Source organism: Acuticoccus kandeliae, from assembly GCF_003073115.1.
In genome coordinates this window covers 340,443-367,101 of the sequence record NZ_QBBV01000003.1, presented here as the reverse complement: position 1 = coordinate 367,101, position 26,659 = coordinate 340,443, and the positions used below count along the sequence as shown (strand labels likewise).

Below are 26,659 nucleotides of genomic sequence, written 5' to 3'. Positions count from 1 at the left end.
CGCGCGGACGTGATGCCTCGCCCGGTTGACGGGCGGGGTCCGGATCGCCAATCGTCCGCCAGCGACGGTGGCACCCGCCGCCCGCCGCAACCGTTCCAACGCGACCGGCCCCGGGCGGGCCGGCCAGGAGGCTCCGATGCGTATCTTTCTGGCGCTCCTCACCGCGCTGACGCTCGCGACCGGCCCCGCCCGTGCGGCCGAGACGCGCGTCGCCATCATCGACGCCGCCTGGGACACGCGGCCCTATATCGATGACCTGAAGGGCGCCGGCATCCTCATCATCGGCCGCTATCTCGCCCGCTGCCCTCAGCCCGAGCGGCACATCCCCGAGAAGCGCCTCATCGACCAGGGCACCATCAAGGACGGCAACAGCGAGGTCGTCCAGATCCTGCGCGCCGGGATGGGGATCCTGTCGATCTACCAGTACAACAACGACTCCAAGTTCAAATTCCACGGCAAGGACCGCAACGGGAAACCCCTGCCGGATGGCAATTGCCGCCCCACCTCGCGCGAGCGCAGCCCCGCGGCCGAGGCCGAGCTTGACGCCAACGCCGCCGTCGAGCAGGCGCGCGCCCTCGGCCAGCCGCGCGGCTCGGCGATCTATTTCGGCGTCGACATCGCCTTCAACCGGAACGACAGCTCCACGCGCGGCGCGATGGTCGAATATTTCCGCACCGTGAAGCGCATCGTGGAGCGCGGCGGCTACAATCTCGGCGCCTATGGCAACGGCGACGCGCTCGACGTGCTCCTCGCCGAAAAGCTCATCCAGCACACCTGGCTGTCGGCCTCGCGCGCCTATCCGGGCTCCAGCGCTTTCCACAACACCGGCCGCTGGCAGCTTTTCCAGAGCGGGGTGAACCTTGAATGGTTCACCGGCTCGCCCGGCCAGTGCCGGCGCGGCCTGCCGCTCGACACCAACGTCCAGAACGCGCGCTATGCGACCGCCGATCTCGGCTTCTGGACGAACCAAACGCCCGTGCGGCTCCACCCCGACCGGGTGCGCGCCGTCCACGCCGCGCGCCGCTTCTCCTGCGACGGCGATGCCCGCATCCGGCGCACCGCCCGCTCCGCCCCGGACGACCTCATCAGCAAGGGCTCGCGCTGCCAGGGCGGGCGCACGGTCCGCCAGGCCGACACCGTCGACTACGCGAACGCCGCCCGCATCGGCCGCCGCGCGGGCGACATGGTCGAGGTCGACTATGACGATGACGGCACCTTCGACGGATGGACCGCCGCCTCGAACCTCACCCCGAGCTTCGACCGCAAGCCCGAGTGGATCCACTCCTCCGCCTCCCGCCGCGGCGCCCGCTGCCCGTAATCCGGGCGGCCGGGCGAAGGGCGGCCATCGCCCCGCGACGACCAAAGCGGCGCCGGACCCGCCCGGCCCCGCTCCCGCCGATCCGAAGGCCGGGGCACACCACAGGCGGCCCCCGCAGCCTCACCACACCCATCCCCACGCCCCGCGCCCGTCAGGCCGCGCTGTGCGCCGGCCGCCCGTCGCACGGGGCGCCGCGCAGGCCCCACTCGAAGACGAGGCCCTTCTGCTGGCGGTGGAAGGCCCAGCCGCTCTCGAAGCGGTGGCCGATCTGGCGGGCCGCGGCTTCGAAATCGCGCAGCGCCACCATCGTCAGCGTCTGGTGGCGGAGCGTCTCGGCCGGGAGGACGATCGCGGTCAGCATCGGCAGCGAGCGGCGATGGCTGAACCAGACCAGCTCCTCCATGTGGGCGGCGAGCTGGAGCCAGACCCCCTCGCTCCAGCGATGGCCGTTCGCATCGACCAGCTCCTGATAGGCGAGGCAGCGGCGGGCGATCGCCGCCTTGCGGATGAACTCGAACGACGAAGACACGCGTAGGGTCACGATCATCTCCCCCTCGGTTGGCGTCTTTGCGCGCCCATTGGGAGGGAGAATGCCAGAATCGCGCGCGATACACAATCTAAAGCTGCATTTCGCAGCACGAAAAAGGCCCCGTCTCCGGGGCCTCCTCGTGCGAACCGCCGGCGCAATCCGCCGGCAGGTCGTGTCAGTAGACGCGCTTCGCCGGGGCGATATATTCGATCGCGTTGGACAACGTATAGGTGTGCACCGGGCGATCCTCCAGCGTCACCTTGTAGGTCGCCGGGTCGAGGAAGGACAGGGTGTGCTTCATCCAGTTCACGTCGTCGCGCTCCGGATAGTCCTCGCGCGCGTGGGCGCCGCGGCTCTCGGTGCGGCTCAGCGCCGAGTCCATCGTCACCACCGCCTGGCCGATCAGGTTGTCGAACTCCAGCGTCTCGATGAGGTCGGTGTTCCAGATCATCGTCTTGTCGATGACCTTGATATCGCCGACGCCGCCGGCAACGTCGTGGATCAGGGTGTGGCCCTCTTCGAGGACCTCGCCCGTGCGGAACACGGCGCAGTTGGACTGCATCGTGCGCTGCATCTTGTCCCGCAGCTCGGCCGTCGGCGTGCCGCCGGAGGCGAAGCGGAAGCGGTCGAGGCGGGCGAGCGCCGGCTCGGAGGCGTCCTTCGAGATCGGCGGCAGCGCTTCACCGGCGGTGACCGTCTCGGCGCAGCGCAGCGCGGTCGCGCGGCCGAACACCACGAGGTCGATCAGCGAGTTGGAGCCGAGGCGATTCGCGCCGTGGACGGACACGCACGCGGCCTCGCCGATGGCCATCAGGCCCGGCACGACCGTGTCCGGATCGCCGTCGACCTTGGTCAGCACCTCGCCGTGGAAGTTCGTCGGGATGCCGCCCATGTTGTAGTGCACCGTCGGCAGCACCGGGATCGGCTCGCGCGTGACGTCCACGCCCGCGAAGATGCGCGCCGATTCGGAGATGCCCGGCAGCCGCTCGGCGAGGATCGCCGGGTCGAGATGTTCGAGGTGCAGGTGGATGTGGTCGTTCAGCTTGCCGACGCCGCGCCCTTCCCGGATCTCGATGGTCATCGAGCGCGAGACGACGTCGCGCGAGGCGAGGTCCTTCGCGGAGGGGGCGTAGCGCTCCATGAAGCGCTCACCGTCGGAGTTGGTGAGGTAGCCGCCCTCGCCGCGCGAGCCCTCGGTGATGAGGCAGCCCGAGCCGTAGATGCCGGTCGGGTGGAACTGCACGAACTCCATGTCCTGGAGCGGCAGGCCGGCGCGCAGCACCATCGCGTTGCCGTCGCCCGTGCAGGTGTGGGCCGACGTGCAGGAGAAGTAGGCGCGGCCATAGCCGCCCGTCGCGAGGATCGTCTTGTGCGCGCGGAAGCGGTGGATCGTGCCGTCTTCCAGGCACATCGCCATCACGCCGTGGCACGCCCCGTCCTCCATGATGAGGTCGAGCGCGAAATATTCGATGAAGAACTCGGCCGAGTGGCGCAGCGACTGGCCGTACAGCGTGTGCAGGATCGCGTGGCCGGTCCGGTCCGCGGCGGCGCAGGTGCGCTGCGCGGTGCCCTTGCCGTAGTTCGTCGTCATGCCGCCGAAGGGGCGCTGGTAGATCTTGCCCTCTTCCGTGCGCGAGAAGGGGACGCCCCAATGCTCGAGCTCGTAGACCGCCTCGGGGGCGTTGCGGCAGAGATACTCGATCGCGTCCTGATCGCCGAGCCAGTCCGACCCCTTCACGGTGTCGTACATGTGCCAGCGCCAGTCGTCCTGCCCCATGTTGCCGAGGGCGGCGGAGATGCCGCCCTGCGCCGCCACCGTGTGGGAGCGCGTCGGGAACACCTTGGTGATGCAGGCCGTGCGCAGCCCCGCCTCGGCGCAGCCGACGACCGCGCGAAGACCGGAGCCGCCGGCTCCCACCACCACCACGTCATATTCGTGGTCGACAATCTTGTAGGCTGGGCCCGTGGCGCTCGCCCCGTTGCCCGCTGCACCGTTCGTAGCCATCAATCCCGCCTTCCGTTCAAGCGCCGGCCGCCAGCGCGGCCAGCATGATGCGCACGATCGCGAAGAGCGCCGTCGCCACGACCGCCACCGCAAAGAACGTGTTCAAGAGCGCGAGGAGCACCTTCGCGCCGTCATTGTGCACATAGTCCTCGATCACGACCTGCACGCCGATCTTCATATGGATCGCCACCGAGATGAACGCGAGGGCCAAAGGCACCGCCACCCAGGGGCTGCCCACCATCGCGACCGCCTCGGGATAGGTCTTCCCCGACAGCGCGATGGCGACGATCGCGAGCACGATGACCAGGATCGCGTTGGCGACCGCGGTCAGGCGCTGGCGGATGAAATGCTCGGTGCCCTCGTGCGCCGTGCCGAGACCGCGAATGGTCTTCAGCGGCGTGTTGAAGCGCTTGTCGGCCGCGCCGTGGCCAAGGGGGTGGCGCATCAGACGGCCTCCACGACCACGATCAGCGCCCACAGCGCCGTCGTCAGAAGGATCGATCCGGTGAGGGTCATCCAGGACAGGGTGTAGCGCTCTTCGCCGAGGGCCTTGCCGGTGTCCCAGATGAAGTGGCGGATCCCGCCCAGCATGTGGTGCACCAGCGACCAGGTGAAGGCGACGAGCACGATGCGCGCGAGCCAGGAGCTGTACAGCGCCGAGGCGTCCGCGAAGGCCTCCGGTCCGGCGGCGAGCGCCAGCAGATAATAGAGGACCAGAATCACGCCGGCGATGTTCATCATGCCCGTCACGCGGTGCATGATCGACATCACCATCGTGACGATCGGTCGGTAAATCGACAAATGCGGCGACAGCGGCCGCGGGCGTCGCCCGCCGCTCACATCGGTGTCAGCGCTGGCCATGGATCTCCCCTTGCGTGTGCGCCCATCCAGTAGCGTTGAACGCTTCTAAGGTCAAAGTGGCGCGTCCCCTTCGGCGATCGGCGTCACGGAAAATCCTTCCCGCTGCAGAAGCGCCACCAACCCGTCATCCCCCGGCATGTGCAGCGCGCCGACGGCGACGACGCGCCCGCCCTCGCGCAGGCCCGGAAGCATCCGCTCCACCATCCGCCGGTTGCGCGCCGCGAGCATCGTCTCGACGAAGGTCCCGGCGATCTCCTCGGCCGCCTCGACCCCCATCACGTCCCGCATCGCGGCAACGCCGCCCGTCCACAGCGCGCCGATATGGCCGGTGCGGTAGAGCGCGATGCTCGTCATCCAGCCGGACACCTGGTCCTCGGCCTGGGCAAGCATCATGCGCACGATCGCGTCCATCTCCTCGGGGTCTTCCTCGAAGAGGGCGAGCTGCTCGTCGACCGTCTCGAGCGCGGTGATCGTCACCCCCGCCTCGGCCGCGAGCGCCTGGATGTTGAGGTCGAGCCCCTTCTCCGTCGCCGCGCTCTTGATCGCGCAGGGCGGCACGCTCAGCATCGCCATCAGCAGGAAGGGCCGCATCTGGTCGGCCGCCTCGAACGGGATGCCGTAGGTCGCGAACACGTCGTCCGCCGCGTCCCGCTCGGCGGGGCTCATCTCGTCCGACAGGAGGTCGCCGGGCGGACGCAGCAATTTCGCGGGGTCCACCGCCCAGGCCGCCACCGCCTCGGAGAGGTCGTCCGCGTCGACCTCCACGAACAGCTCCTCCGCCCCCTGCACGAGAGCCGAGATCTGCGGGCCCGGCTCCTCGATGCCGTCGGCCGCGAGGTGGAAGGTGCCGATGAGATAGGAGGGGGGATCGGTGTCGACCGCCCAGAGGCGGCCCTTGGCGTTCACCATCGTGGCGTCCGCCTCGGCGATCGCCGCCTGGACGTCCGGCTCGGCAAGGATGTCCGAATCCTCGGCCGTCACCACGCAGTCGGCGCGGGCGGACCCGAGCGGCGTCAGCAGCGCGCCGAGGACGAGGCCGGCCGCGAGCCCGACCCGCCCGGCCGCGAGGCCCGGCCGCCACCGGTTCGTCACGTCGCTCACCATCGCCCGACACTCCACGTCACGTCCCCCAGCGGTCTGATCGAAACGGACCGGCCCGGGTCCGTTTCGTCAATCAGACCACCCGATCAATCGCGCAGTGATCCGATGATCCGAGCCGGATGGGCACCATCCGTCCCGGTCGGATCACTAGGTACACCCGGCGGGACGTGGGGCAAAGTCTATCTTCGCATGTGCGGCACGGCCGGGCCGCACCGCACAAGCCCCGCCTCAGAGCGGGAAGCCGGCCTTCGCCGCGAACTCCTTCAGGTGCACCTGCGGCCGCGCCCCGAAATGGGAGATCACCTCCGCCGCCGCGAGCGCGCCGAGCCGCGCGCAGTCCGCCGGCGCCATCCCGCGCGCATGGCCGAGGAGGAAGCCGCCGGCGAAGAGATCGCCCGCGCCCGTGAGGTCCACCACCTTCGTGGTCTCGGCCGGCACGTCCACCGCCTCGCCGTTGGTGATCACCCGCGCGCCCTTCTCGCTGCGCGTCACGACCACCGTCGGCACCAGCGCCGCGAGCCCCTTGCACGCCGCCTCGATGTCGGTCGTCTCGAACATCGCGAGCGCCTCCTTCTCGTTGGCGAACACGATGCCGATCTGCCCCCGGTCGAGCCAGGCGCGGAAATCGGCCCGGTGGCGCTCGACGCAGAAGGTGTCGGACAGCGTCAGCGCCGCGATCCGGCCCGACGCGTTGGCCCGCTCGGCGGCGGCGCGGAAGGCCTCCTTCGCGGCGGGCGGATCGAACAGATAGCCTTCCAGGAAGGTGATCGCCGCGCCGTCGACGAGGTCGGTGTCGATGTCGGCGACGGTGAGCTGCTGGCTCGCCCCGAGGAAGGTGTTCATCGTGCGCTCGCCGTCCGGTGTCACGAGGATCACGGAGGAGGCCGTCGGCGCGCCGTCCTTCAGCGGGGTCGTGCGGAACTCGATCCCGACGCGGCGCATGTCGTGGGCGTAGGCGTCGCCGAACTCGTCGTCGGCCACCTTGCCGATGAAGGCCGCGCGCCCGCCGAGCGAGGCGACCCCGGCAACGGTGTTGCCGGCCGAGCCGCCGGAGACACGGATCGCCTCGGTGAGCATGTTGTCCACCGCGACCACTTCCTCGGCGCTCACGAGGCGCATCGAGCCCTTCACCAGCCCGTGCTCGGTGAGCGCCGCCTCGTCGATATGGCCGAGAATGTCGAAGATCGCGTTGCCGATCCCGAGAATGTCAAAGCGCGCGTCGGTCATCAGGTCTCCTGTTCGGCCAGCCGCCGGAGGTCGCCGCCTCCCGCGCGCCGTGCCGCGATATCGTTGGAAAAGCGATCCGGAGGCCCGCCGGCCGCATCGCCGGCGGTGGATCGCCCGAAGGAAGGGTCCGCAACACCATGCGCGGCCGCCCTGGTCAACCGCTGGCGCGCAATCGAAACAGGCGGCGCGCCGGCCCCGAGACCCCGTTCGGGCCCGGAAAGCCTAGCCGAAGGGCCGTCTCTGGTTGAGCGCGGCCGCGAGCGTCCCCTCGTCGAGATAGTCGAGCTCGCCGCCGATCGGCACGCCCGAGGCGAGGCGCGAGACGGTCACGCCCAGGGGCTCCAGCCGTTCGGTGATGTAGTGCGCGGTCGTCTGCCCCTCGACCGTGGCGTTCATCGCGAGCACCACCTCGCGCACGCCCGGTTCCGCTGCCCGCTCCACGAGCCGCCCGATCCCGATATCCTCCGGGCCGTACCCGTCGAGGGCCGAGATCGTGCCGCCGAGAACGTGATAGCGCGCCCGCATCACCGCCGCGCGCTCCAGCGCCCACAGGTCCGCGACATCCTCCACCACGATGATGACGGACGGGTCGCGCCCGTGGTCGATGCACACCGTGCAGGGGTCGGTCGTGTCGACATTCCCGCACACGCTGCACACCGTCACCCGCTCGCCGACCTCGGCGAGCGCCGTGGCGAGCGGCAGCAGCAGCGATTCGCGCTTCTTCACCATGTGGAGCGCGGCGCGCCGGGCCGACCGGGGACCGAGCCCCGGGAGCTTGGCGAGCAGCGTGATCAGCCGCTCGATCTCGGGTCCGGCGACCGCGGCCAAGGATCAGCCGCCGAAGGGGAGCTTCAGGCCGGCCGGCAGGCCGAGCGAGCCCATCAGGCCCTGCGTCTTCTCCTGCACCATCGGCTCGACCTTGGTGCGGGCGTCGGCGATCGCGGCGATCACGAGATCCTCGACGATCTGCGCCTCTTCCGGCTTCATGAGCGTCGGGTCGATCGTGAGCGCGATCAGCGCCATCTGGCCGTTCACGGTCGCCTTCACGGCGCCGCCGCCCGATTCGCCGACGGCTTCCAAGGCCTTCAGCTCGTCCTGCAGCTCGCCCATGCGGGTCTGCAGTTCCTTCGCCTTGCCCATCAGCTTCAAGAAATCCATGGAAACTCTCCTTGTGGTTGGCAAAAGCCTGTTCACGTCGTCGGCGCGCAAATCAAGCCTTCATTGGGGTGTGATCGGTGTCGCGGCGCTCAGCTCTCGCCTTGCGCGCGGCGCTGGGGCGTCTCGGGTCCTTCGACCGCGTTGTTGCGCACCATGGTGATCTCGGCATCGCCGAACTTCTCCAGGAGCGCCCGCACCAGCGGAGTCTTGCGCACGGCCTCCTTCAGCTCGGCCTGCTCGGCCTCGTGCGCCTCGTGGAGGGTCTGCGCCTTCGCCCCGTCGCTGACGGTGACGATCCAGCGCTCGCCGGTGATCTCGGTCAGCTTCTTGCCGAGCGCGCCGACGACGCCGGGCTCGGCGTCCCCCTCCAGCGTCACCTCGATGCGCCCGCGCTCGAAGCGCTTGAGGCGCATGTCGCGCTCGACCGCGCGCTTCAGCTTCACGCTCTCCTTGCCGATGAGGGCGGCGACCTCGGCAAAGCTCCCCGGCACCGGCGGGCCCTTTGGCTCGGCTTGGAAGGGTTCGGCATGGACGGGCTCGGCGTGGCCGGGCCCGGCGCGCCCATGCTCGGCACGCACCGGCTCGGGCGCATGCGCCGCCGGCCCGCGCATCGCGCCCCCCGCCGCGGACCCGCCCGCCCCGCCGCCCGGCGCCATCCCCGGTGCGGCGGTCAGCGACAGCGTCGCCGGGTCCGGCAGATTGGCGAGATAGCACAGGCGGATCAGCACCATCTCGGCCGCCATCATGGGCTTCGGCGCCGCCTGCACCTCGGCGATCCCCGCGAGCAGCGCCTGCCACATGCGCGAGAGCGCGGCCATCGGCAGCGCGGCCGCGAACTGGGCCGAGCGTTCGCGGATCTCCTGCGGCTCGCCGGGCTCCGGCGCGGCGTTCGTCACCTTCTGGCGCGTCACCTGGTGGGTGAAACCGGCAAGATCGGTCAACACCACGGTGGGGTCCGCGCCGACCTCATACTGGGCGGACAGCTCGGCGAGCGCCCCGGCCGCCTCGCCCTTCATGACGAGCTCGAAGAGGTCGACCACGCGCGTGCGGTCGGCAAGGCCGAGCATGTCGCGCAGCGTCGCGGCCGTCACCGCCCCGCCCGCGTGCGCGATCGCCTGGTCGAGCAGCGAGAGCGCGTCGCGCACCGAACCCTCGGCCGCGCGCGCGACGAGGCGCAGCGCCTCCTCGTCCGCGCTGATCCCTTCCTTGCCGGCGATCATCGCGAGGTGCTGGGTCAGCTCCTCCCCGTCGATGCGGCGCAGGTCGAAGCGCTGGCAGCGCGACAACACCGTCACGGGCACCTTGCGGATTTCCGTCGTCGCGAAGATGAACTTCACGTGCGCCGGCGGCTCCTCAAGCGTCTTCAGCAGCCCGTTGAAGGCCGCCGTCGACAGCATGTGCACCTCGTCGATGATGTAGACCTTGTAGAGCGCCGAGACGGGCTTGTAGCGCGCCGCGTCGGTGATCTCGCGAATGTCGTTGATGGAGGTGTGGCTCGCCGCGTCCATCTCGATTACGTCGACATGGCGCCCTTCCATGATCGCGCGGCAGTGGACGCCCTCCTCGGTGAAATCCACCGTCGGGTGCCGTTCCTCGCCCTCGCGCTCATAGTTCAGCGCACGCGCCAGGATGCGCGCCGTCGTCGTCTTGCCGACGCCGCGCACGCCGGTCAGCATCCAGGCCTGGGGGATACGGTCGTGCGCGAAGGCGTTGCGCAGCGTGCGCACCATCGGCGCCTGGCCGATCAGCTCGCCAAAATGGCTCGGCCGGTATTTGCGCGCCAGAACGCGGTAGGGCGCCGCGCCTTCACCTGTCTGAGGGATATCCGCCAAACGTCCTCTCCGGCCTCAATCGGTTGGTGGTACCATCGGATCGAATATCGGGGAACGGGCGCCGCATCGCCACCCGTGTCCGTCGCATCCTCGCGAACACGGCGCCAAACGCCAAACGAAGACGCGCGATCATCCACCATTTCGCGGCCGCGATCCGCCCAAGCGGGCCCGCAGCGCGAGGATCGCACGTCTTCTCGATCTGGAAAATGGGGCTGTTGGGGCGGGGCGTGCTCCGCGATGCGGAGAAAGGAGGCCGACGAATGACCCGGACCGGATCTCGTTAGGGCTGCTTCGTTCCCGACCTGACCCGGTTGGCGAGTGGCCCGTCCACCGCCGACCTCCCAGCCCCTTATATCAACGCCCCGTCTTCTGAACGCAAGGGCCCGATCTCGATCACCCGCGCCCCCGCCGCGCGCGCGTCGTCCGGGTCGTGGCTCACCATCACGACGGGCAGCCGGTCCTCCCGCGCCAGCGCGAACACGATGTCCCGCGTCTGTGCCCTAAGCTGCTGATCGAGCGCCGAGAACGGCTCGTCCAACAGCAGCGCGCGCGGCGCCCCGGCGAGCGTGCGCGCCAGCGCCACCCGGCTCTTCTGCCCGCCCGACAGCGTCTCCGGATCGCGCCCGGCGAAGCCGTCCATCGCGACACGGGCAAGGTGCCGCATCGCGATCCCCCGCCGCCCCTCGCGCCCGATCCGCCGCCCCGAAGCGTCCCGCCGCGGCACCGCGAACAGCACATTGCCGAGCACCGACATGTGCGGAAAGAGGAGCGCGTCCTGGAACATCAGCCCGAGCCCGCGCCGATCCGCCGCAAGCCCCGAAATCTCCACCCCGTCGAGCGCGATCCCGCCCGACACCGTGAAGGGCGGCGCGAGAAGCCCCGCCATCGCCAGGAGAAGCGAGGACTTCCCCGCCCCCGACGGCCCCATGACGGCGAGCACCTCGCCCCCCGCCACCACCCCGTCGAGCCGGATCAGCGGCGCGCCCCGCAGCCGCACCTCGAACGCCGTGAAGGTGAGGCTCACGCAAGCCCCCGCACCGGCCGCAGCCCCCGGCGGTGGCGGTAGAGCACCGCCGGCACCGCCCGCGCCAGCGCGAACCCCGCGAACGGGATGAGAAGCTGCAGCGTCGCGAAGATCCCCGCGAGGCGCCGGTCGCCCCCCGTCGCCGCCGCCACCGCCTCCGTCGTCACCGTCTCCATGCGCCCGCCCCCGATCATCTGCGTCGGCAGATAAAGCCCGACCGACACCGCGATCGACAGCGCGAAGGTGACGAGGAGCGGCGCCACCATCAAGGGCAGCCGCACCCGCGCGAAGCGCCGCCATGCCGGCGCGCCGAGGCTCGCCGCCACCCGCTCATAGCGCGGATCGAGCGCCGCCCACGGCCCCGACAGCGAGATCAGCGCGTAGGGCAGCACGAACAGCGCATGGGCGAGAATCACCGCCGCCCGCCCCGGCACCGCCCCCACCGCGATCGCCGTCACGCTGAGCCCGAACAGGAACGCCACCTGCGGCGCGATCAGCGGCAGATAGATGAGCCCCGCGATCCGCACCCCGTGCCGCCGCGCCTCCACGAGCACCACCGCGAGCGGCAGCGCGAGGAGGCTCGCCCCGAGCGCGATCGCGAGCGTCTCGCCGACGAGCGCCCCCGCCATCGGCAGATGCCGCCCCCACGCCGCAAGGCTGACCGCCTCCGGCCACGCCTCCGGGAACGGCCAGTAGAGCGCCACCGACTGGAGGATCAGCCCCCCGAACCCGGCGAAGAGCGCCGCGACGCCCCCCACCGTCGCGACGAGCACGCCATAGCGGAACACCCCGTCGCGCCGCGCCCGCCAGCCGCCGAGCCGCACGCGCCGCGCGGCCCACCCCGCCGCCGCCTCGCCGCCGAGCCACACCGCCACCAGCACCGCGACGACGGCGAGCATCGCCACCGCCCCCGCGCTCCCGAGGAGCCACCCGTCGAGGTCCGGCGCCTGGAGCCATTCCACCACGCGCACCCCGAGCGGGGCCGGCCGCGTCGGGCCGAGGATCAGCGCCACATCCACCACCGAGGCGCTGTAGGCGAGCACCGCGAGCACCGGCATCCGGAGCTGCCGGTAGACGAGCGGCCACACCGCGTTCAGGAACGCGGCGACACGCCCATAGCCGAGCACCCGCGCCACCGCCGCCCGCTCCCGCGCCTTCACCTGGCCGAGCGCGGCGAGCGCCATCAGGAACAGGAACGGCACCTCCTTCACCGCGAGCGCCAAGATCAGCGACACGCCCCACGGGTCGCGCACCAGCGCGATGTCCGGCGGCGCCGTGAACCCCGTCGCCCACGGCGACAACAGGCGCAGCACGAAGCCCGACGGCGCGAACAGGAACACGAAGCCGAGCGCCGCCGCCGCGTGCGGCACCGACAGGATCGGCGCGATCAGCCGCTCCATCAGCGCGAGCCCCCGCGTCCCATAGGCCGAGGCGAGGATCGCCGCCGTCGCCAGCACCGCGATCAGCGTCGCCCCGAGCCCCGAGATCACGCTCACCGCGATCGATTGGACGAGCCCCGGCGCCGCCGCGAGGCGGGCGAACACGTCGAGCCCGAACCCCTCATGCCCGAGCGCCGGCAGATAGCCGAAGGCCGGCAGCACGATCCCCGCGAGACCGGCGAGCACGGGCAGGAGCACGAGCCCACTCACCCCGGCCGCGAGCACCGTCCAGACCAGCCGCGCCGTCCCCGCGCGCCCCTCGCTCATCGCCCCATCCCGCTTCTTCGCCTTCGCCCGCATCCCGACTATATTGCCCGCCATGTCAGCGACGTCCGCGCAACCCTTTCATGTCGTGCTCTTCCCGCATCGCTCCCTCAGCCGCCGCGGCTTCTGGGTGCTGATCGCCATCGTCGCCGGCATCATGGGCATGGCGGCGCTGCGCGCCCTCGCGATCGGCGCCTGGCCGGTCGCGATCTTCGCGCTCGCCGACATCCTCCTCGTCTGGGGCGCCTTCAAGCTCTCCTACCGCGCCGGCCGCCAGTTCGAGGAGGTGACCGTCACCGCCGAGGAGGTTCTCGTGCGCAAGGTCACCTCCGCCGGCAAGGTGACGGAGCATCGCTTCAACCCGCACTGGGCCCGCCTCAACGTCACCCGCGTGGAGGACGAGGGGGTCGTCCGCCTCGATCTCGGCTCGCACGGCCGCTTCATCGTCGTCGGCGCCTTCCTCAATCCGGACGACCGCGCCTCCTTCGCCGACGCCTTCGCCGACGCGCTCGCCCGCGCCCGCGCCGCCTGATCCCCAAAACGAAAAAGCCCCGGACCTCAGGTCCGGGGCTCATCTCTGTCTGGCGTCGCGCTACTCGGCCGCCGCCTGCACCGTCACCGCGTGCGGCCCGTGCGGCTCCTCCTTCGTCTCGGTCGGAGGCGCCGTCTTCACCGGCACGATGCGCCGGATGATCACGTAGAAGAGCGGCACGAAGAGCACGCCGAGCACGGTCGCGGAGATCGTGCCGCCGAGGACGCCCGTGCCGATCGCGTTGCGGCCGGCCGAGCCCGCCCCGGTGCTCAGCACCAGCGGCGTGACGCCCAGCGAGAACGCCATCGAGGTCATCAGGATCGGTCGGAAGCGCTGTCGCGCCGCCTCCTTCACCGCCGCGAAGAGCTCCTGGCCCGCCTCCTGCTGTGCGCGCGCGAACTCCACGATCAGGATCGCGTTCTTGCCCGTGAGGCCGACCGTCGTCAGCAGCGCCACCTGGAAGAACACGTCGTTCGGGTGCCCGCCATAGCGCGCCGCGCCGAGCGCGCCGACGACGCCGAGCGGCATCGCGAGCATGACCGCCGCCGGAATCGCCCAGCTCTCGTAGAGCGCGGCGAGGCTGAGGAACACGACCGCGAGCGACAAGGCATAGAGCATCGGCGCCTGTCCGCCCGTCTCCTGCTCTTCGAGCGAGAGGCCCGTCCACGAGATGTCGAGGCCGCTCGGGAGCTGCGACAGGAGCTGCTGCATCTCCGCCATCGCCTGACCCGTGGTCACCCCGTCCGCGGGCGTGCCCTGGAGCTGCATCGCAGGCACGCCATTGTAGCGGTAGAGGCCCTGCGGGCCGAAGCGCCAGTGCCCCTCGGTGAAGTTCGAGAAGGGCACGAGCCCCCCGCTCGCGTTGGTGACGCGCCAGCGCTCGATGTCGTCCGGGTTGCGCCGCGCATCGGCCTCACCCTGGACGTACACCTTCTTGACGCGCCCGCGATCGAGGAAGTCGTTCACGTAGCGTCCCGCCCACGCGACCGAGAGCAGGTTGTTCACGTCCGCGGCCGTCACCCCCATCGCGCCGGCCTTGCGCCAGTCGATGTCGAGCGAATATTGCGCCGCGTCCTCGAGCCCGTTCGGGCGGATCGAGCCGATGATCGGGCTCTGCCCGGCGAGGCCCATGAGCTGGTTGCGCGCCTCAAGAAGCTGCTCGTGCGACTGGCCCGCGCGCGCCTGGAGGAACATGTCGAAGCCGGACACGTTGCCGAGCTCGATGACCGCCGGCGGCACGATCGGGAAGACGAGCGCGTCCTGGATCTGCGACAGCGCCCCATAGGCCCGTCCCGCCACCGCCTGGATGTTCTGGGCCGGTTCCGTGCGCTCGTCCCAGTCGCGCATCCGCACGAAGGCGAGGCCCACATTCTGGCCCGAGCCCGCGAAGGAGAAGCCCACCACGGTGAAGATCGAGGCGACGGAGTCCTTCTCGTTCTCCAGGAAGTGGGTGCGCACCTTGTCGAGCACGGCGCTCGTGCGCTCCGCCGTCGCGCCGGACGGCCCCTGCACGAGGACGAACATGATGCCCTGGTCCTCGTTCGGCAGGAAGCCGGTCGGCGTGTTGACGAAGAGGTAGACCATCCCCGCCACGAGCGCGGCATAGATGATCCCCATCCGCAGCGGCCGGCGGATCAGGTAGCCGACGGTGCCGGTATAGCCGTGCGTCAGCTTGTTGAAGCCCTTGTTGAACCAGCCGAGCGGGCCCCAGCCGGCGCTATGGCTGTCCTTTTTCTTCAGCATCGTGGCGCACAGCGCCGGCGTCAGGATCACGGCGACGACCACCGACAGCGCCATGGCCGACACGATCGCGACCGAGAACTGCCGGTAGATGACGCCCGTCGACCCGCCGAAGAAGGCCATCGGCACGAACACCGCCGAGAGGACGAGCGCGATACCGACGAGCGCGCCGGTGATCTGCTTCATCGACTTCTTGGTCGCCTCGCGCGGGTCGAGACCCTCTTCCTCCATGATGCGCTCGACATTCTCGACGACGACGATCGCGTCGTCGACGAGGAGGCCGATGGCGAGCACCATCGCGAGCATCGTCAATGTGTTGATCGTGAATCCGAACGCCGCGAGCACGCCGAAGACGCCCAGAAGCACGACCGGCACCGCGAGCGTCGGGATCAACGTCGCCCGGATGTTGCCGAGGAAGAGCAGCATCACGAAGAACACGAGCACGATCGCCTCGAAGAGGGTCTTCACGACCTCTTCGATGGAGATCACGACGAACGGCGTCGTGTCGTAGGGAACGTTGTAGACCACGCCCTCGGGGAAGAACTGCGAGAGCTCGTCCATGCGCGCCTTCACGCGCTCGCCCGTGTCGAGGGCGTTCGCCCCGCTCGCGAGGCGGATCGCCATGCCCGAGGCCGGCTGCCCGTTATAGCGCGAGATCGTCTGGTAGCTCTCCGCCCCGACCTCGACGCGCGCGACGTCCTGCAGGAGGACGAGGCCGCCATCGGTCTCGGCGCGCAGCACGATTTGCTCGAAATCCTCCGGCGTGCGCAGGAGCGACTGGGCCGTGATCGTGGCGTTGAGCTGCTGGCCCGCGACTGCCGGGAGCGTGCCGAACTGGCCCGCCGAGATCTGCGCGTTCTGCGCGCTCACCGCCGAGACCACGTCGGTCGGGGAGAGCTCGTAGGCGGCGAGCTTCGACGGGTCGAGCCAGATGCGCATCGCATAGGCCGAGCCGAACACCTGCACCTCGCCGACACCGTCGACGCGGCTGATCTCGTCGACGATGTTCGAGACGAGATAGTCCGACAGGTCGACCTGCTCGAGGGTGGTGCCTTCCTCGGCGATGAGGCCGATGACCATCAGGAAGCCGGCCGAGGATTTGCGCACCGTCACGCCCTGGCGCTGAACGACCTCCGGCAACAGGCTCGAGGCCTGCGAGAGCTTGTTCTGCACCTGGACCTGCGCGATGTCCGGGTCGGTCCCGGTCTCGAAGTTCAGGCTGATCGTCGCCGTGCCGGCCGCGGTCGAGTTCGAGGAGATGTAGCGGAGCCCATCGAGGCCCGTCATCTGCTGCTCGATCACCTGCGTCACGGTCGTGTCGACGGTCTCCGCCGACGCGCCCGGATAGGTCGCGGTGATGTTCACGGCGGGCGGCGCGATCTGCGGATATTGCGCGACCGGCAGCGACAGAATCGCGAGGGCGCCCATGCCCATGATGAGAATTGCGATCACCCAGGCGAAAATCGGGCGATCGATGAAAAACTGCGCCATTCCAGTATCCTGTTCGACGCGCGCCGAAGCGCGACGCGTCTACTGCGCTACCGCGGCAACACCCTCGGCGGACGCCACGCGCTCTTGCGGCGCGACGGTGGCCCCCGGGCGAACCTTCTGAACCCCTTCGACGATCATGCGATCGCCATCCTTGAGACCGTCCGTGACGATCCAGTCCGCACCCTGCGACTGCTCGATCGTCAGGACGCGCTCCTCGACCACATTGTCCGCGCCGACCACATAGGCGGTCGGCCGGCCGCGGCGGTCGCGCGCGACGCCTTCCTGCGGCGCGAGCACCACATTGTCGGCGACGCCCTGCGGCATCTGCACCTGCACGTACATGCCCGGCAGAAGCAGCCGGTCCGGGTTCGGGAACTCGAGGCGGAGCGTCACGACGCCCGTCTGCTCGTTCACGTACGGCTCGGCCGCGCGCAGGCGCCCGGTGTGCTCGTAGGCCTCGCCGTCGGCGAGGATCAGCGTCACCGTGTCGTCCACGTTGGACAGCTTCTGCTGCGTCACGCCCTTGCGCCAGGCCAGCATCTCGGCGGCCGACTGCGTCACGTCGACGAGCACCGGGTCGATGTCGCGGATAATCGCGAGCGGCGTCTCCTGCCCGCTCGTCACGAGCGCGCCCTTCGTCGTCAGCGAGCGGCCGATGACGCCGGTGAGCTGCGCCTTGATCGTCGTGCGCTCGAGGTCGATCTCGGCCGACTGCTGCGCGGCCTTCGCCACCTCCAGCGCGGCCTGGGCGGTGTCGCGCTGGGCGATCGCGGCGTCGCGCACCTGCTCGCTCGACACGCGGCGGTCGAAGAGCTGCGAGGCGCGCTCCAGCTCCCGCTCGGCCTGCTTCAGCTGCGCCTCGGCCTGGGTGACCTGCGCGCGCGCCTGCGCCACCAGCGCCTCGTAGGTCGCCGGGTCGATCCGGTAGAGGGTGTCGCCGATCGTCACGTCCGAGCCCTCCTCGAACAGGCGCTCGGTGATGATGCCCGCGACCTGCGGCCGCACCTGCGCGACGCCGGATGCGACAACACGCCCCGGCAGGGTCGAGGTCAGGGTGACATTTTCGGCCTTCAGCGTCACCACCGTGACGGGCACGGCGCGCGGGGGACCGCCGCCGGGAGCCTGCGCCAGGGCGGGAACGGCCGTCGCAAGGCCGAGCGCCGCCGTTACCGAGAGCGCCGCGAGGCTCTTGGCTCCGATCAACATAGCAGGACTCCTAAACGAAACCGCACGCCCTCTCCGGACGTTGTACCGGGATGCGCGCGATTAGGAAACTGATTGGTTCCCTTATTTATCATTCCACGCTAGTGAAGCAAGACCCGCACCGTTCGGGAGAGAGTCCGCAAGAATGATCGATCTCGGCAAGAAACCGAGCCTGTGCTGCCCCGGCAGCGGCCGCCGCGGCCGCCCGCCCCAGCTCACCCATCACGAGCGCGAGACCGCCATCCTCGACGCCGTCGAGGCGGTGGCGGCCACAAAGGGGCTGCAAGGCACCACCATGAGCGCCATCGCGCGCGCCGCCGGGATGTCCAAACGCACCCTCTACACCATCTATGACAGCCGCGACGCCCTCTTCGAGGCGTGGGTCCGCCGCGTCCGCGCCTCCATCATACGCCCCCTCGGCAAGGAAGAGGAGGACCTCCCCGTCGAGGAGCGCCTGCGCCGGATGCTGCGCTACGAGGCGCAGGGCACCGTCTCCGAGCACCGCATCATGGTGCTGCGCGCCCTCGTCGCCGAGGGCCAGCGCCATCCCGAGCTCGCCCGCGCCTTCATGCGCGCCGGGCCCGAGACCGTCCGCGCCATGGTCCGCGACGAGCTCGACCGAGCCGTCGCGCGCGGCGAGATCGAGGCCGAGGACACGGCGTGCGCGGCCAAGCTCCTCTGCGACATGGTGTTCACCAACCCCCTCGACAAGCTCGTCGACCCGGAGCCCGCGATCACCTGCGCGGCCAATGTCGAGACGCGCCTCGAACTCGCGATCCACATCTTCCTGTTCGGCCTCTGCGCCAAGGCAAAAGCGCGCGCCGGGACGCCCGCCATCGCGCTTCCAGAGGACCAAGGCTGCTGCTAAATAGGGGGCATGGATGACCTCACCCCCCTTTCTCCCGATGCGGCCCCCGCCAGCGCCTCCTCCGCCGGCGACGCGCGGCGCATCGAGCACGTGCGCAACTTCTCGATCGTCGCGCACATCGACCATGGCAAGTCGACCCTCGCGGACCGGCTGATCCAGCAGACCGGCTCCCTCACCGAGCGTGAGATGAAGGAGCAGATCCTCGACTCGATGGACATCGAGCGCGAGCGCGGGATCACCATCAAGGCGCAGACCGTCCGCCTCATCTACAAGGCGTCGGACGGCAAGGAATACACGCTCAACCTCATCGACACGCCGGGCCACGTCGACTTCGCCTACGAGGTCAACCGCTCGCTCGCCGCGTGCGAGGGCTCGCTCCTCGTGGTCGACGCCTCGCAGGGCGTCGAGGCGCAGACGCTCGCCAACGTCTACCAGGCGATCGACAACGACCACGAGATCATCCCGGTCCTCAACAAGGTGGACCTGCCGGCCGCCGAGCCCGAGCGGATCCGCGCGCAGATCGAGGAGGTCATCGGCCTCGACGCGTCGGACGCGATCCCCATCTCGGCCAAGACCGGCCTCGGCATCCCCGACGTGCTTGAGGCGATCGTCAAGCGCCTGCCGCCGCCCATCGGCAATCCCGACGCGCCGCTGAAGGCGATGCTCATCGATTCCTGGTACGATTCCTATCTCGGCGTCGTCACCCTCGTGCGCATGATCGACGGTCACCTCAAGAAGGGGCAGACCATCCGCATGATGCGCACCGGGGCGAAGTACGGTGTCGACAAGGTCGGCGTCTTCACCCCGAAGATGCTGGAGGTCGACGTCCTGGGGCCGGGCGAGATCGGCTTCCTCATCGCCGGCATCAAGGAGGTGGCCGACACCCGCGTCGGCGACACCATCACCGAGGACAAGCGCCCCGCCGCCGCCCCCCTCCCCGGCTTCCGCCCGGCGATCCCGGTGGTCTTCTGCGGCCTCTTCCCGATCGACGCCGCCGATTTCGAGGATCTGCGCGCCGCGATGGGCAAGCTGCGCCTCAACGACGCGAGCTTCTCGTTCGAGATGGAGACCTCGGCGGCCCTCGGCTTCGGCTTCCGCTGCGGCTTCCTCGGCCTCCTGCACCTCGAAATCATCCAGGAGCGGCTGGAGCGCGAGTTCAATCTCGACCTCATCGCCACCGCCCCCTCGGTCGTCTACCAGATCACGATGACCAACGGCGAGGTGAAGGAGCTTCACAACCCGGTCGACATGCCGGAGCCGACCGAGATCGAATCCATCGCCGAGCCCTGGATCAAGGCGACGATCCTGACGCCGGACGAATATCTCGGCGGCATCCTGAAGCTGTGCCAGGAGCGGCGCGGCATCCAGACCGAGCTGTCATACGTGGGCAGCCGCGCGATGGTGACGTACGAGCTTCCGCTCAACGAGGTGGTGTTCGACTTCTACGACCGCCTGAAGTCCGTCTCGAAGGGCTACGCCTCGTTCGACTATCAGCTCTCCGACTATCGCGAGGGCGACCTCGTGCGCATGAACATCCTCGTCAACTCCGAGCCGGTCGACGCTCTGGCGATGCTCGTCCACCGCTCGCAGGCCGAGAAGCGCGGCCGCGCGATGTGCGAAAAGCTGAAGGAGCTGATCCCGCAGCACATGTTCGTCATCCCGATCCAGGCCGCGATCGGCGGCCGCATCATCGCCCGCGAAACGATCCGCGCCTTGCGCAAGGACGTGACCGCGAAGTGCTATGGCGGCGACGCCACGCGCAAGCGCAAGCTGCTGGAGAAGCAGAAGGCGGGCAAGAAGAAGATGCGGCAGTTCGGGAAGGTGGAGATTCCGCAGGAGGCGTTTATTGCGGCGTTGAAGGTGGATGGGTGAGGGAAAGCTTCTAGCCCTCGACGAAATGGAATTTTATGAAATACATAATTAAAACAGTTGAGATCCGTCATCTATGGAAAAGTAGACATGTTAAAATAAATCTTAATGACGATCTCAATTTTATCATTGGACGAAATGGATCTGGCAAGACAACCATCGTGAAAGCAATCTCAGCAGCGCTGTTGCTTGATCTCGAAACGCTCTCAAAAATAGACTTTAGCTCGATTGAAATAACTCTCAGAAACCAGAAAGATAGACTAGCCGCTTCGGTGTCAATTGATCGAGCTCCTCCACATCTGAGTGGAGGATTTGGCTTTAAATATTTGGTTACGCTATCAAATGGCGAAAGAATTCAATCACATTTGGACACGTATACTGGCATATTATCCCAAACCCGAGGCTTAGGTTATTTATTTCCCCGCAATGCGCCGGTGGCAGACCAGGTTAGCACGTTAGAGATATCTGATACGATTCGAAATCTAGTCGAAGTTGAGTGGCTTCCTGTGCATCGCCACACCGGAAGTATCAACACTATATTTCCTGGATCAGAGCACTTAGACTCTATTGGATCTAAGACGAAAGACACCGCCCAGAAGATCTCTGAGTATTACTCATTTTTATTTAATGCGTCAGAGTTATCTACTGATGAATTTCATAAACAAGTACTGTTTAGCTATTTCGATACGTCACCAAATGTGAATGACGTTCGTCCAGAGCAATTCACCCAAGAACTTCAAAAAAATGCCACTTCTGCCTTAATCCATTTTGGGATTAACCCAAAAACTGCCTTATACAAAACAAAGCAGTATTTTAAATTCCTTGATCGATCCGCCAATAAATTTCGAAATGACCCTTCCGAGGCTAATTTTGAAGATTTTTCCCGACTCTCTGATGGCGCTCGCGTAAAAGCCATCACTGAACTGTGGATGAAGACATCTCAACGACAAGAGCAAATTACACGTCCAATTGATGTATTTTTAAATACAATAAATTCTATGTTGACAGGAAAAAGGATAATATTTGATCAATCCAACATACCAAAAGTTCAAATGAATGATGGTGAATTAATTGATGTCGATGAACTTTCTTCTGGTGAGAGACAATTATTTATTATCTTGGGAGATACACTAGTGCAAAGAGAGAGACCGATTTCTTTTATATCCGATGAACCAGAACTCTCACTTCATATAAGTTGGCAGGAAGTTTTATTTCACAACATTCGCACCCTCAATGAGAACTCCCAGATAATTACAGCAACTCATTCACCAGACATTATTTCAGGCAACCGATCTAAGATAATTCGAATCGAAGATTTCATGCACGATGACTGAGATCACTTTATCTCGACTGCTTTCAGAAGATTTATTTTATAATGTTGATCTCGTGGCCTACGGAGAGGGTCACAACAACAACATGCGCGACGAAATATTTTGGGAGAATGTGTTCGAAAAACACAGCCCACTTCGAATACGCTATAAGGCCTTAGGCAAAAAAAGCGAAGTTCTAAAAGTTGCCCATATCATTCGAAAATATAAAGTCAGCAAAGTTGCTGCCTTGATGGATCGAGATTTTGATCACATATTTAATGAAATACTTGAAGATAGAAATATTATATACACCTGGGGATATAGCATCGAAAACGATGCCATCCATCACTGTAACCTCTCAAACACCTTGCGTCATCTTTGTCCGAAAATATCTCGAAAAGAAGCCGCAACACGATTTCGATATTTCGAGAAGAGTATAAACTCAAATCTCAGGGATTTCTTTGAAGTAGACGTCGAGTACTTTAGAGAAAAAATAAAGTTATTTGATCGAGAGAAGCCACTCTCAATAATAAAGAAAGATTCCACGAAGCATGAAATTGATGTAGACGCGTTGCGGCAGAAGGCCAAAGGTCATAACAAGCTTTTTCACTATTCCATCGACAGAACTCAAGTGAGAGATGCACTTAAATCACCATCTCGGTCCGTTCATGGGAAAACCCTTCTCCAGCTTTACATGAATTACATAATAAGTACATCAAAAGAATTCATGCCTAGGCTTAGATTGGACTACGATAGAATATACTTCACTATGATATCAACAAACCGAGAAAAACGGATTTCTAAGAGATCCGAGGATTACCTTTATTATCAGCCGCTTATTACGAATCTTCGGCTTTAAGAGGTCTAACGCTGCGGTACTTGTCTTAAAAACTTATCCCCGCCCCTCACCCCCCCATGCCATACTCCCCCCGCTCATCCGAGGGGAGGCGGGTCCGGACCGACCGACGCGCGGGTGAGTCTGTCGGCGGCCGTCCCTTTCGCGGAGCAACGCGAACCGCAGGGGGGCGGCGGACCGGATGGGCCCGCACCGGCCCGCCGAACACCTACCGCACGTGTGAGGCCGCCGCAGCGGTCGATGCACCTCTGGAGGCAAGGACGGCGGACAAACCGCTGACGGGGCGCGCGAGGATCCCTCCGCGCGGCACGCCTGCCCCCGCCGTTTCATGAAGCCGATGGCGGCGGGACGCGTGAGAACGGCCCACCACACCACATGCGGCCGCTCTCACGCGTCCCGCCCCTCCCGACCAACGCCCGCGCGAAAGCGCCGGCGCGCGCACCCGTGCGCCCATCACAGAAGTTTCATGCGACTGTTCTCGTGCGGTCATGAACCGACGCGATGGATCGCGGACCGGCCCCCGGTCGATCCGCCCGGCTTCGCGCCGGCCAGCCAAAGGCATCGCCATGAGACACGCCCTTCTCGCCGCCATCCTCGCGGCGCTCCCCGTCGCCGCCCTCGCCGCCGAAGACCACAGCGCGCCCGCCGCGATGTCCTATGGCGAGCGCCCCTTCTACCTGATCGACCGCCTCGAGGACGGCGACCTCAAGGAGAAGCTCCTCTCCTGCGCCGCCCAGACCCCGGCGAAGTCCGAGTTCTCCATCGGCCATCGCGGCGCCCCGCTCCAGTTCCCCGAGCACACCGTCCAGTCGAACCTCGCCGCCGCGCGCCAGGGCGCCGGCATCCTCGAATGCGACGTCGCCTTCACGAAGGACAAGGAACTCGTCTGCCGCCACGCGCAGAACGACCTCCACACCACCACCAACATCGCCGCGACCGATCTCGGCGCGAAGTGCACGACTCCCTTCACCCCGGCCGCCGGCGACACCGCCGCCGCCGCCGAGTGCCGCACTTCCGACCTCACGCTGGCCGAATTCCAGACGCTGACGCCGAAGATGGACGCGTCCGACAAGACCGCGACCACGGCCGAAGCCTATCTCGGCGGCGTCCCCGCCTTCCGCACCACCCTCTTCGCCGAGGGCGCGGAGCTGATGACCCACGCCCAGTCCATCGCCCTCTTCAAGGCGCTCGGCACGAAGTTCACGCCGGAGCTGAAGGACCCGTCCGTCACGATGCCCTTCGACGGCTTCTCGATGGACGACTACGCGACGAAGATGATCGACGAGTACCGCGCCGCGGGCATCCCGGCCGGCGACGTCTTCCCCCAGTCCTTCAATCTCGACGTGATCCGCCACTGGATCGCGACGGAGCCGGAGTTCGGCCAGCAGGCCGTCTTCCTCGTCGAGCCGGCGGACGATTGGGACGCGGCGGACGAGAGCACCTGGACCAACACCCCGGCTGAACTCGCCGGGATGGGCGTCCGCTACCTCGCCCCCTCCATCAACATGCTCGTCGACCTCGACGGGTCGGGCGCCATCGTCCCCTCCGCCTACGCGCTGGCGGCGAAGGAGGCGGGCCTCAACCTCATCACCTGGTCGCTGGAGCGCTCCGGTCCGCTCGCCAATGGCGGCGGCTGGTACTTCAACTCCGTGACGGACGCCATCAAGTCGGACGCGGCCTACTACACCGTCCTCGATGTCCTCGCCCAGGACGTCGGCGTCGTCGGCGTCTTCTCCGACTGGCCGGCCACCGTCACCTACTACGCCAACTGCTTCGGCCTCTAGAAACGACAATCCCCGCGTCCACTCCCCGTGATAGAAACGGGAAGTGGATCGCGGGGCGTGGTCTCGATCTTGGTGGGGTCGCCAGCGGTCTTCCGCGATGGCCCCACCTTTCGTCAGGTGACGGCGGCGCCGCCCACCAGCAACAGGATGACGAAAATCGCGGCAATCACGAGGAAGATAAAGAACAGAATTCGGGCGATCGTCGCAGCACCAGCCGCCACGCCGCTAAAACCGAAGAAACCAGCAATGATCGCGACAACCGCGAAAATGATTGCCCAAGTGAGAAAGTCCATATCGAGCGCTCCGTTCTGCTTCGTTGAACAAAATCGAAAAGCACCCGGTAAGGTTCCATGCCGCGCCGGATTGAAATTGAAATCTTTTGTTTCGTAGCCCTCAACCGCCTTCCGGACGGACGAGCACCACCAGCGCGATCAGCGCGAACGCCCCCACCGCGAGCTTCCAAACATCGCCGCGCTTCGTGAGCCCCGGAAGGCCGAGAGGCCGGATGAGATGGGCCGCCATCGCAAGGATGACGATCGCGGAAACAATCTTGGTCATGCCCCGACCCTAGCGCCCATCACACCCAATGCAACGGCGGCGCCTCGCCCTTCAACCGCGCAAAGCTCCCCTTCAGCGCCTGCATCGTCTCCGCCCGGTCCCGGCCCGCCGGCAGCGCCTCCCCCACGAGCATCGTGCACGAGAACGGCACCGGCAGCCGCGCCCCCCGCGGCAGGATCCGCCCCGCTCCCTGGAGATAGACCGGCACCACCGGCGCCCCCGTCTCCCGCACGAGCTTGGTCAGCCCGGACTTCAGCGCCCCCATCTCCTCCGGCAATCCCCGCGTCCCCTCCGGGAAGATGATCAGGATCCGCCCCGCCCGCAGCGCCTCCCGCGCCCCGTCGAGCGGGTCGGCCGTCCCCCGTCCCACCCGCCTCTCGATCGGCAGCACCCCGATGACCCGGAGCGCGAGGAAGCGCAGCAGCGGCGTCCGCATGAAATAATCCGCGGCTCCGATAGGGCTGACATAATCGATGGCACGACGGTCGAAGGCGGAAAGGAGGAAGATGATGTCCATGTGGCTGTTGTGGTTCGCCGCGACGATCGCCGGCCCCTTGCGCGGCAGATTCTCCCGGCCGCCGACGCTGAGGCCGAAGAGGAGCCACAGCACTGGGCGCAGCGCGACGAAGAGGAGGCTCCGCATCCCTCAGAACCGGGCGCTCGAGAAGAACGCGAAGACGTGGAAGGTGAGCGGCGCGGTGAAGGTCAGGCTGTCGAGCCGGTCGAGCGCGCCGCCATGCCCCGGCAGGAGCTTCGAGGCGTCCTTCACGCCGAGATCGCGCTTCACCGCGCTCATCGTCACGTCCCCGGCAAAGCCCGCGACCGGGAGGAGGATCGCGAGGATGACGAGCGCGCGCCACGGCAGCGGCGTGAAGATCGGGCCGATCAGGAGCACCACCACCGCGCTCGCCACAACGCCGCCGATGAAGCCCGCCCAGGTCTTGTTCGGGCTCACCGTCGGCAGGATCTTCGGCCCGCCGATCATCCGCCCGGCGATGTACTGGAAGACGTCGTTGAGGCCGGTGACGACGAGGAGGAAGAACAGGAGCCCCGCCCCGCCCACCGGCGCCTCGTGCGGCGGCGTGTTCATGAAGAGCGCGGCGTAGCCGATATTGTAGATCGTGATCACGATCCCCCAATGGAGGATGCCCGTCGCCGCGAGATAGCCTGTGGTCCTTCCATTGAGGACGAGGATCGCCGGCATCAGGAGGAACACGTAGACCGGCACGAAGACGAGATAGATCCCGTACCAGTCGAGCGCGACGATGAGGTAGCTCGCCGGCACCAGCGCGTAGGCGACGAGGAGGGCCGGCCGGTCCTCCCGCCGCGTCGGAACGAGCGAGAGATATTCCCGGAGGGCGACGAAGGAGATGAAGGCGAACACCACGATCACCGCCATGCGCCCGAGAAGGAGCGCACCGCCGATCAGGGCGGCGATGATCCACCAGGTTTTGACGCGGGCGCGGATCGCGGTGAGCCAGATGCTCGCGATCGTCCCGGCCGCGAGGATGACGAGGATGGCGGCAAAGCCGATCGTCAGGGGAGACGCTGTGATCATGCTGGGTCCCATGAGGCTGGACGCGACGTCACGAGGGGAATGGATGGACGAGACGACGTTTGATCACACGCTCCGGGTTCCGCCGTCGCGCACCGGGCGTTGCACCCGCGCGCACCGCGACGCTACAGGGGC

24 protein-coding genes and 1 other RNA gene are annotated in these 26,659 nt (G+C 67.0%); 7 read left to right on the top strand and 18 right to left on the bottom strand.

The genetic code is table 11. The annotated features are described in order from the left end of the window. Positions 1–136: 136 nt before the first annotated feature. Positions 137–1,318, top strand: coding sequence for a glycoside hydrolase domain-containing protein (locus tag DBV35_RS20905; protein ID WP_108662316.1), 1,182 nt, complete (start codon positions 137–139; stop codon positions 1,316–1,318). Between the two features lie 151 nt (positions 1,319–1,469). On the opposite strand, the gene DBV35_RS20900 is transcribed toward DBV35_RS20905, so the two are convergent. The 12 genes from DBV35_RS20900 to DBV35_RS20845 form a co-directional block, all read right to left on the bottom strand. Then, positions 1,470–1,865: a hypothetical protein gene (locus DBV35_RS20900; RefSeq protein ID WP_108662315.1), complete on the bottom strand. Its 396-nt coding sequence runs from the start codon at positions 1,863–1,865 to the stop codon at positions 1,470–1,472. A gap of 157 nt (positions 1,866–2,022) precedes the next feature. Next, on the bottom strand, positions 2,023–3,852 hold the full coding sequence (sdhA, locus tag DBV35_RS20895; RefSeq protein ID WP_108662314.1) for a succinate dehydrogenase flavoprotein subunit: 1,830 nt from the start codon (positions 3,850–3,852) through the stop codon (positions 2,023–2,025). A 16-nt stretch (positions 3,853–3,868) separates the two neighbouring features. Beyond that, positions 3,869–4,297, bottom strand: a complete 429-nt coding sequence (gene sdhD / locus DBV35_RS20890) for a succinate dehydrogenase, hydrophobic membrane anchor protein (protein WP_108662313.1) — start codon at positions 4,295–4,297, stop codon at positions 3,869–3,871. Next, the gene (gene sdhC / locus DBV35_RS20885) at positions 4,297–4,713 is read right to left on the bottom strand and encodes a succinate dehydrogenase, cytochrome b556 subunit (protein WP_108662312.1); all 417 of its coding nucleotides are present in this window, start codon (positions 4,711–4,713) and stop codon (positions 4,297–4,299) included. Before sdhC ends, sdhD begins: the two co-directional genes overlap by 1 nt. 51 nt (positions 4,714–4,764) lie before the next feature. Then, complete coding sequence (locus tag DBV35_RS20880; RefSeq protein WP_205648784.1) at positions 4,765–5,814, bottom strand: TraB/GumN family protein; 1,050 nt, start codon at positions 5,812–5,814, stop codon at positions 4,765–4,767. Positions 5,815–6,042: 228 nt separating this feature from the next. Next, positions 6,043–7,041 (bottom strand): adenosine kinase, encoded by a 999-nt coding sequence (locus DBV35_RS20875; protein WP_108662310.1) that lies wholly within the window; start codon positions 7,039–7,041, stop codon positions 6,043–6,045. Positions 7,042–7,263: 222 nt separating this feature from the next. Continuing rightward, positions 7,264–7,869, bottom strand: coding sequence for a recombination mediator RecR (gene recR, locus DBV35_RS20870; RefSeq protein ID WP_108662309.1), 606 nt, complete (start codon positions 7,867–7,869; stop codon positions 7,264–7,266). Positions 7,870–7,872: 3 nt separating this feature from the next. Next, positions 7,873–8,199 carry a YbaB/EbfC family nucleoid-associated protein gene (locus DBV35_RS20865; protein ID WP_108662308.1) on the bottom strand — a complete coding sequence of 109 codons (327 nt, stop codon included), beginning with the start codon at positions 8,197–8,199 and terminating at the stop codon, positions 7,873–7,875. A gap of 89 nt (positions 8,200–8,288) precedes the next feature. Further along, a complete protein-coding gene (locus DBV35_RS20860; RefSeq protein ID WP_108662307.1) occupies positions 8,289–10,031 on the bottom strand; it encodes a DNA polymerase III subunit gamma/tau in 1,743 nt (580 codons plus the stop codon). 245 nt (positions 10,032–10,276) lie between these two features. Further along, an RNA gene (gene ffs, locus DBV35_RS20855) (signal recognition particle sRNA small type) lies at positions 10,277–10,373 on the bottom strand. 7 nt (positions 10,374–10,380) lie between these two features. Next, positions 10,381–11,055, bottom strand: coding sequence for an ATP-binding cassette domain-containing protein (locus DBV35_RS20850; RefSeq protein ID WP_245944017.1), 675 nt, complete (start codon positions 11,053–11,055; stop codon positions 10,381–10,383). Continuing rightward, positions 11,052–12,815: an ABC transporter permease gene (locus DBV35_RS20845; protein WP_205648783.1), complete on the bottom strand. Its 1,764-nt coding sequence runs from the start codon at positions 12,813–12,815 to the stop codon at positions 11,052–11,054. The genes DBV35_RS20850 and DBV35_RS20845 overlap by 4 nt, the downstream gene beginning before the upstream one ends. On the opposite strand from DBV35_RS20845, the gene DBV35_RS20840 reads away from it, so the two are divergent. Then, positions 12,814–13,290 carry a DUF2244 domain-containing protein gene (locus DBV35_RS20840; protein ID WP_108662306.1) on the top strand — a complete coding sequence of 159 codons (477 nt, stop codon included), beginning with the start codon at positions 12,814–12,816 and terminating at the stop codon, positions 13,288–13,290. The genes DBV35_RS20845 and DBV35_RS20840 overlap by 2 nt on opposite strands. 60 nt (positions 13,291–13,350) lie before the next feature. Here DBV35_RS20840 and DBV35_RS20835 read toward each other — a convergent pair whose 3' ends face one another. Next, positions 13,351–16,521, bottom strand: a complete 3,171-nt coding sequence (locus DBV35_RS20835; protein ID WP_108662305.1) for an efflux RND transporter permease subunit — start codon at positions 16,519–16,521, stop codon at positions 13,351–13,353. A gap of 39 nt (positions 16,522–16,560) precedes the next feature. Then, entirely contained in the window at positions 16,561–17,727 is a 1,167-nt protein-coding gene (locus tag DBV35_RS20830) for an efflux RND transporter periplasmic adaptor subunit (RefSeq protein ID WP_108662304.1), read from the bottom strand. A gap of 142 nt (positions 17,728–17,869) precedes the next feature. Here DBV35_RS20830 and DBV35_RS20825 point away from each other — a divergent pair, with 142 nt between their 5' ends. From DBV35_RS20825 to DBV35_RS20805, 5 genes are all read left to right on the top strand, one after another. After that, the gene (locus tag DBV35_RS20825) at positions 17,870–18,592 is read left to right on the top strand and encodes a TetR/AcrR family transcriptional regulator (protein ID WP_108662303.1); all 723 of its coding nucleotides are present in this window, start codon (positions 17,870–17,872) and stop codon (positions 18,590–18,592) included. 9 nt (positions 18,593–18,601) lie between these two features. Continuing rightward, a complete protein-coding gene (gene lepA, locus DBV35_RS20820) occupies positions 18,602–20,464 on the top strand; it encodes a translation elongation factor 4 (RefSeq protein WP_108662302.1) in 1,863 nt (620 codons plus the stop codon). Positions 20,465–20,499: 35 nt separating this feature from the next. Then, on the top strand, positions 20,500–21,795 hold the full coding sequence (locus tag DBV35_RS20815; protein WP_108662776.1) for an AAA family ATPase: 1,296 nt from the start codon (positions 20,500–20,502) through the stop codon (positions 21,793–21,795). After that, positions 21,788–22,630: a DUF4435 domain-containing protein gene (locus tag DBV35_RS20810; protein ID WP_108662301.1), complete on the top strand. Its 843-nt coding sequence runs from the start codon at positions 21,788–21,790 to the stop codon at positions 22,628–22,630. The genes DBV35_RS20815 and DBV35_RS20810 overlap by 8 nt, the downstream gene beginning before the upstream one ends. 563 nt (positions 22,631–23,193) lie before the next feature. Then, the gene (locus DBV35_RS20805; RefSeq protein ID WP_108662300.1) at positions 23,194–24,411 is read left to right on the top strand and encodes a glycerophosphodiester phosphodiesterase family protein; all 1,218 of its coding nucleotides are present in this window, start codon (positions 23,194–23,196) and stop codon (positions 24,409–24,411) included. A 113-nt stretch (positions 24,412–24,524) separates the two neighbouring features. On the opposite strand, the gene DBV35_RS20800 is transcribed toward DBV35_RS20805, so the two are convergent. The 4 genes from DBV35_RS20800 to DBV35_RS20790 all read right to left on the bottom strand — a co-directional run bounded on the left by DBV35_RS20800 (position 24,525) and on the right by DBV35_RS20790 (position 26,527). Next, on the bottom strand, positions 24,525–24,704 hold the full coding sequence (locus DBV35_RS20800) for a DUF1328 domain-containing protein (protein WP_108662299.1): 180 nt from the start codon (positions 24,702–24,704) through the stop codon (positions 24,525–24,527). A 100-nt stretch (positions 24,705–24,804) separates the two neighbouring features. Further along, positions 24,805–24,969, bottom strand: a complete 165-nt coding sequence (locus tag DBV35_RS30560; RefSeq protein ID WP_170135002.1) for a hypothetical protein — start codon at positions 24,967–24,969, stop codon at positions 24,805–24,807. Positions 24,970–24,988: 19 nt separating this feature from the next. After that, a complete protein-coding gene (locus DBV35_RS20795; RefSeq protein WP_108662298.1) occupies positions 24,989–25,612 on the bottom strand; it encodes a lysophospholipid acyltransferase family protein in 624 nt (207 codons plus the stop codon). 3 nt (positions 25,613–25,615) lie between these two features. Further along, on the bottom strand, positions 25,616–26,527 hold the full coding sequence (locus DBV35_RS20790) for a phosphatidate cytidylyltransferase (protein WP_205648782.1): 912 nt from the start codon (positions 26,525–26,527) through the stop codon (positions 25,616–25,618). Between the last annotated feature and the right edge of the window lie 132 nt (positions 26,528–26,659).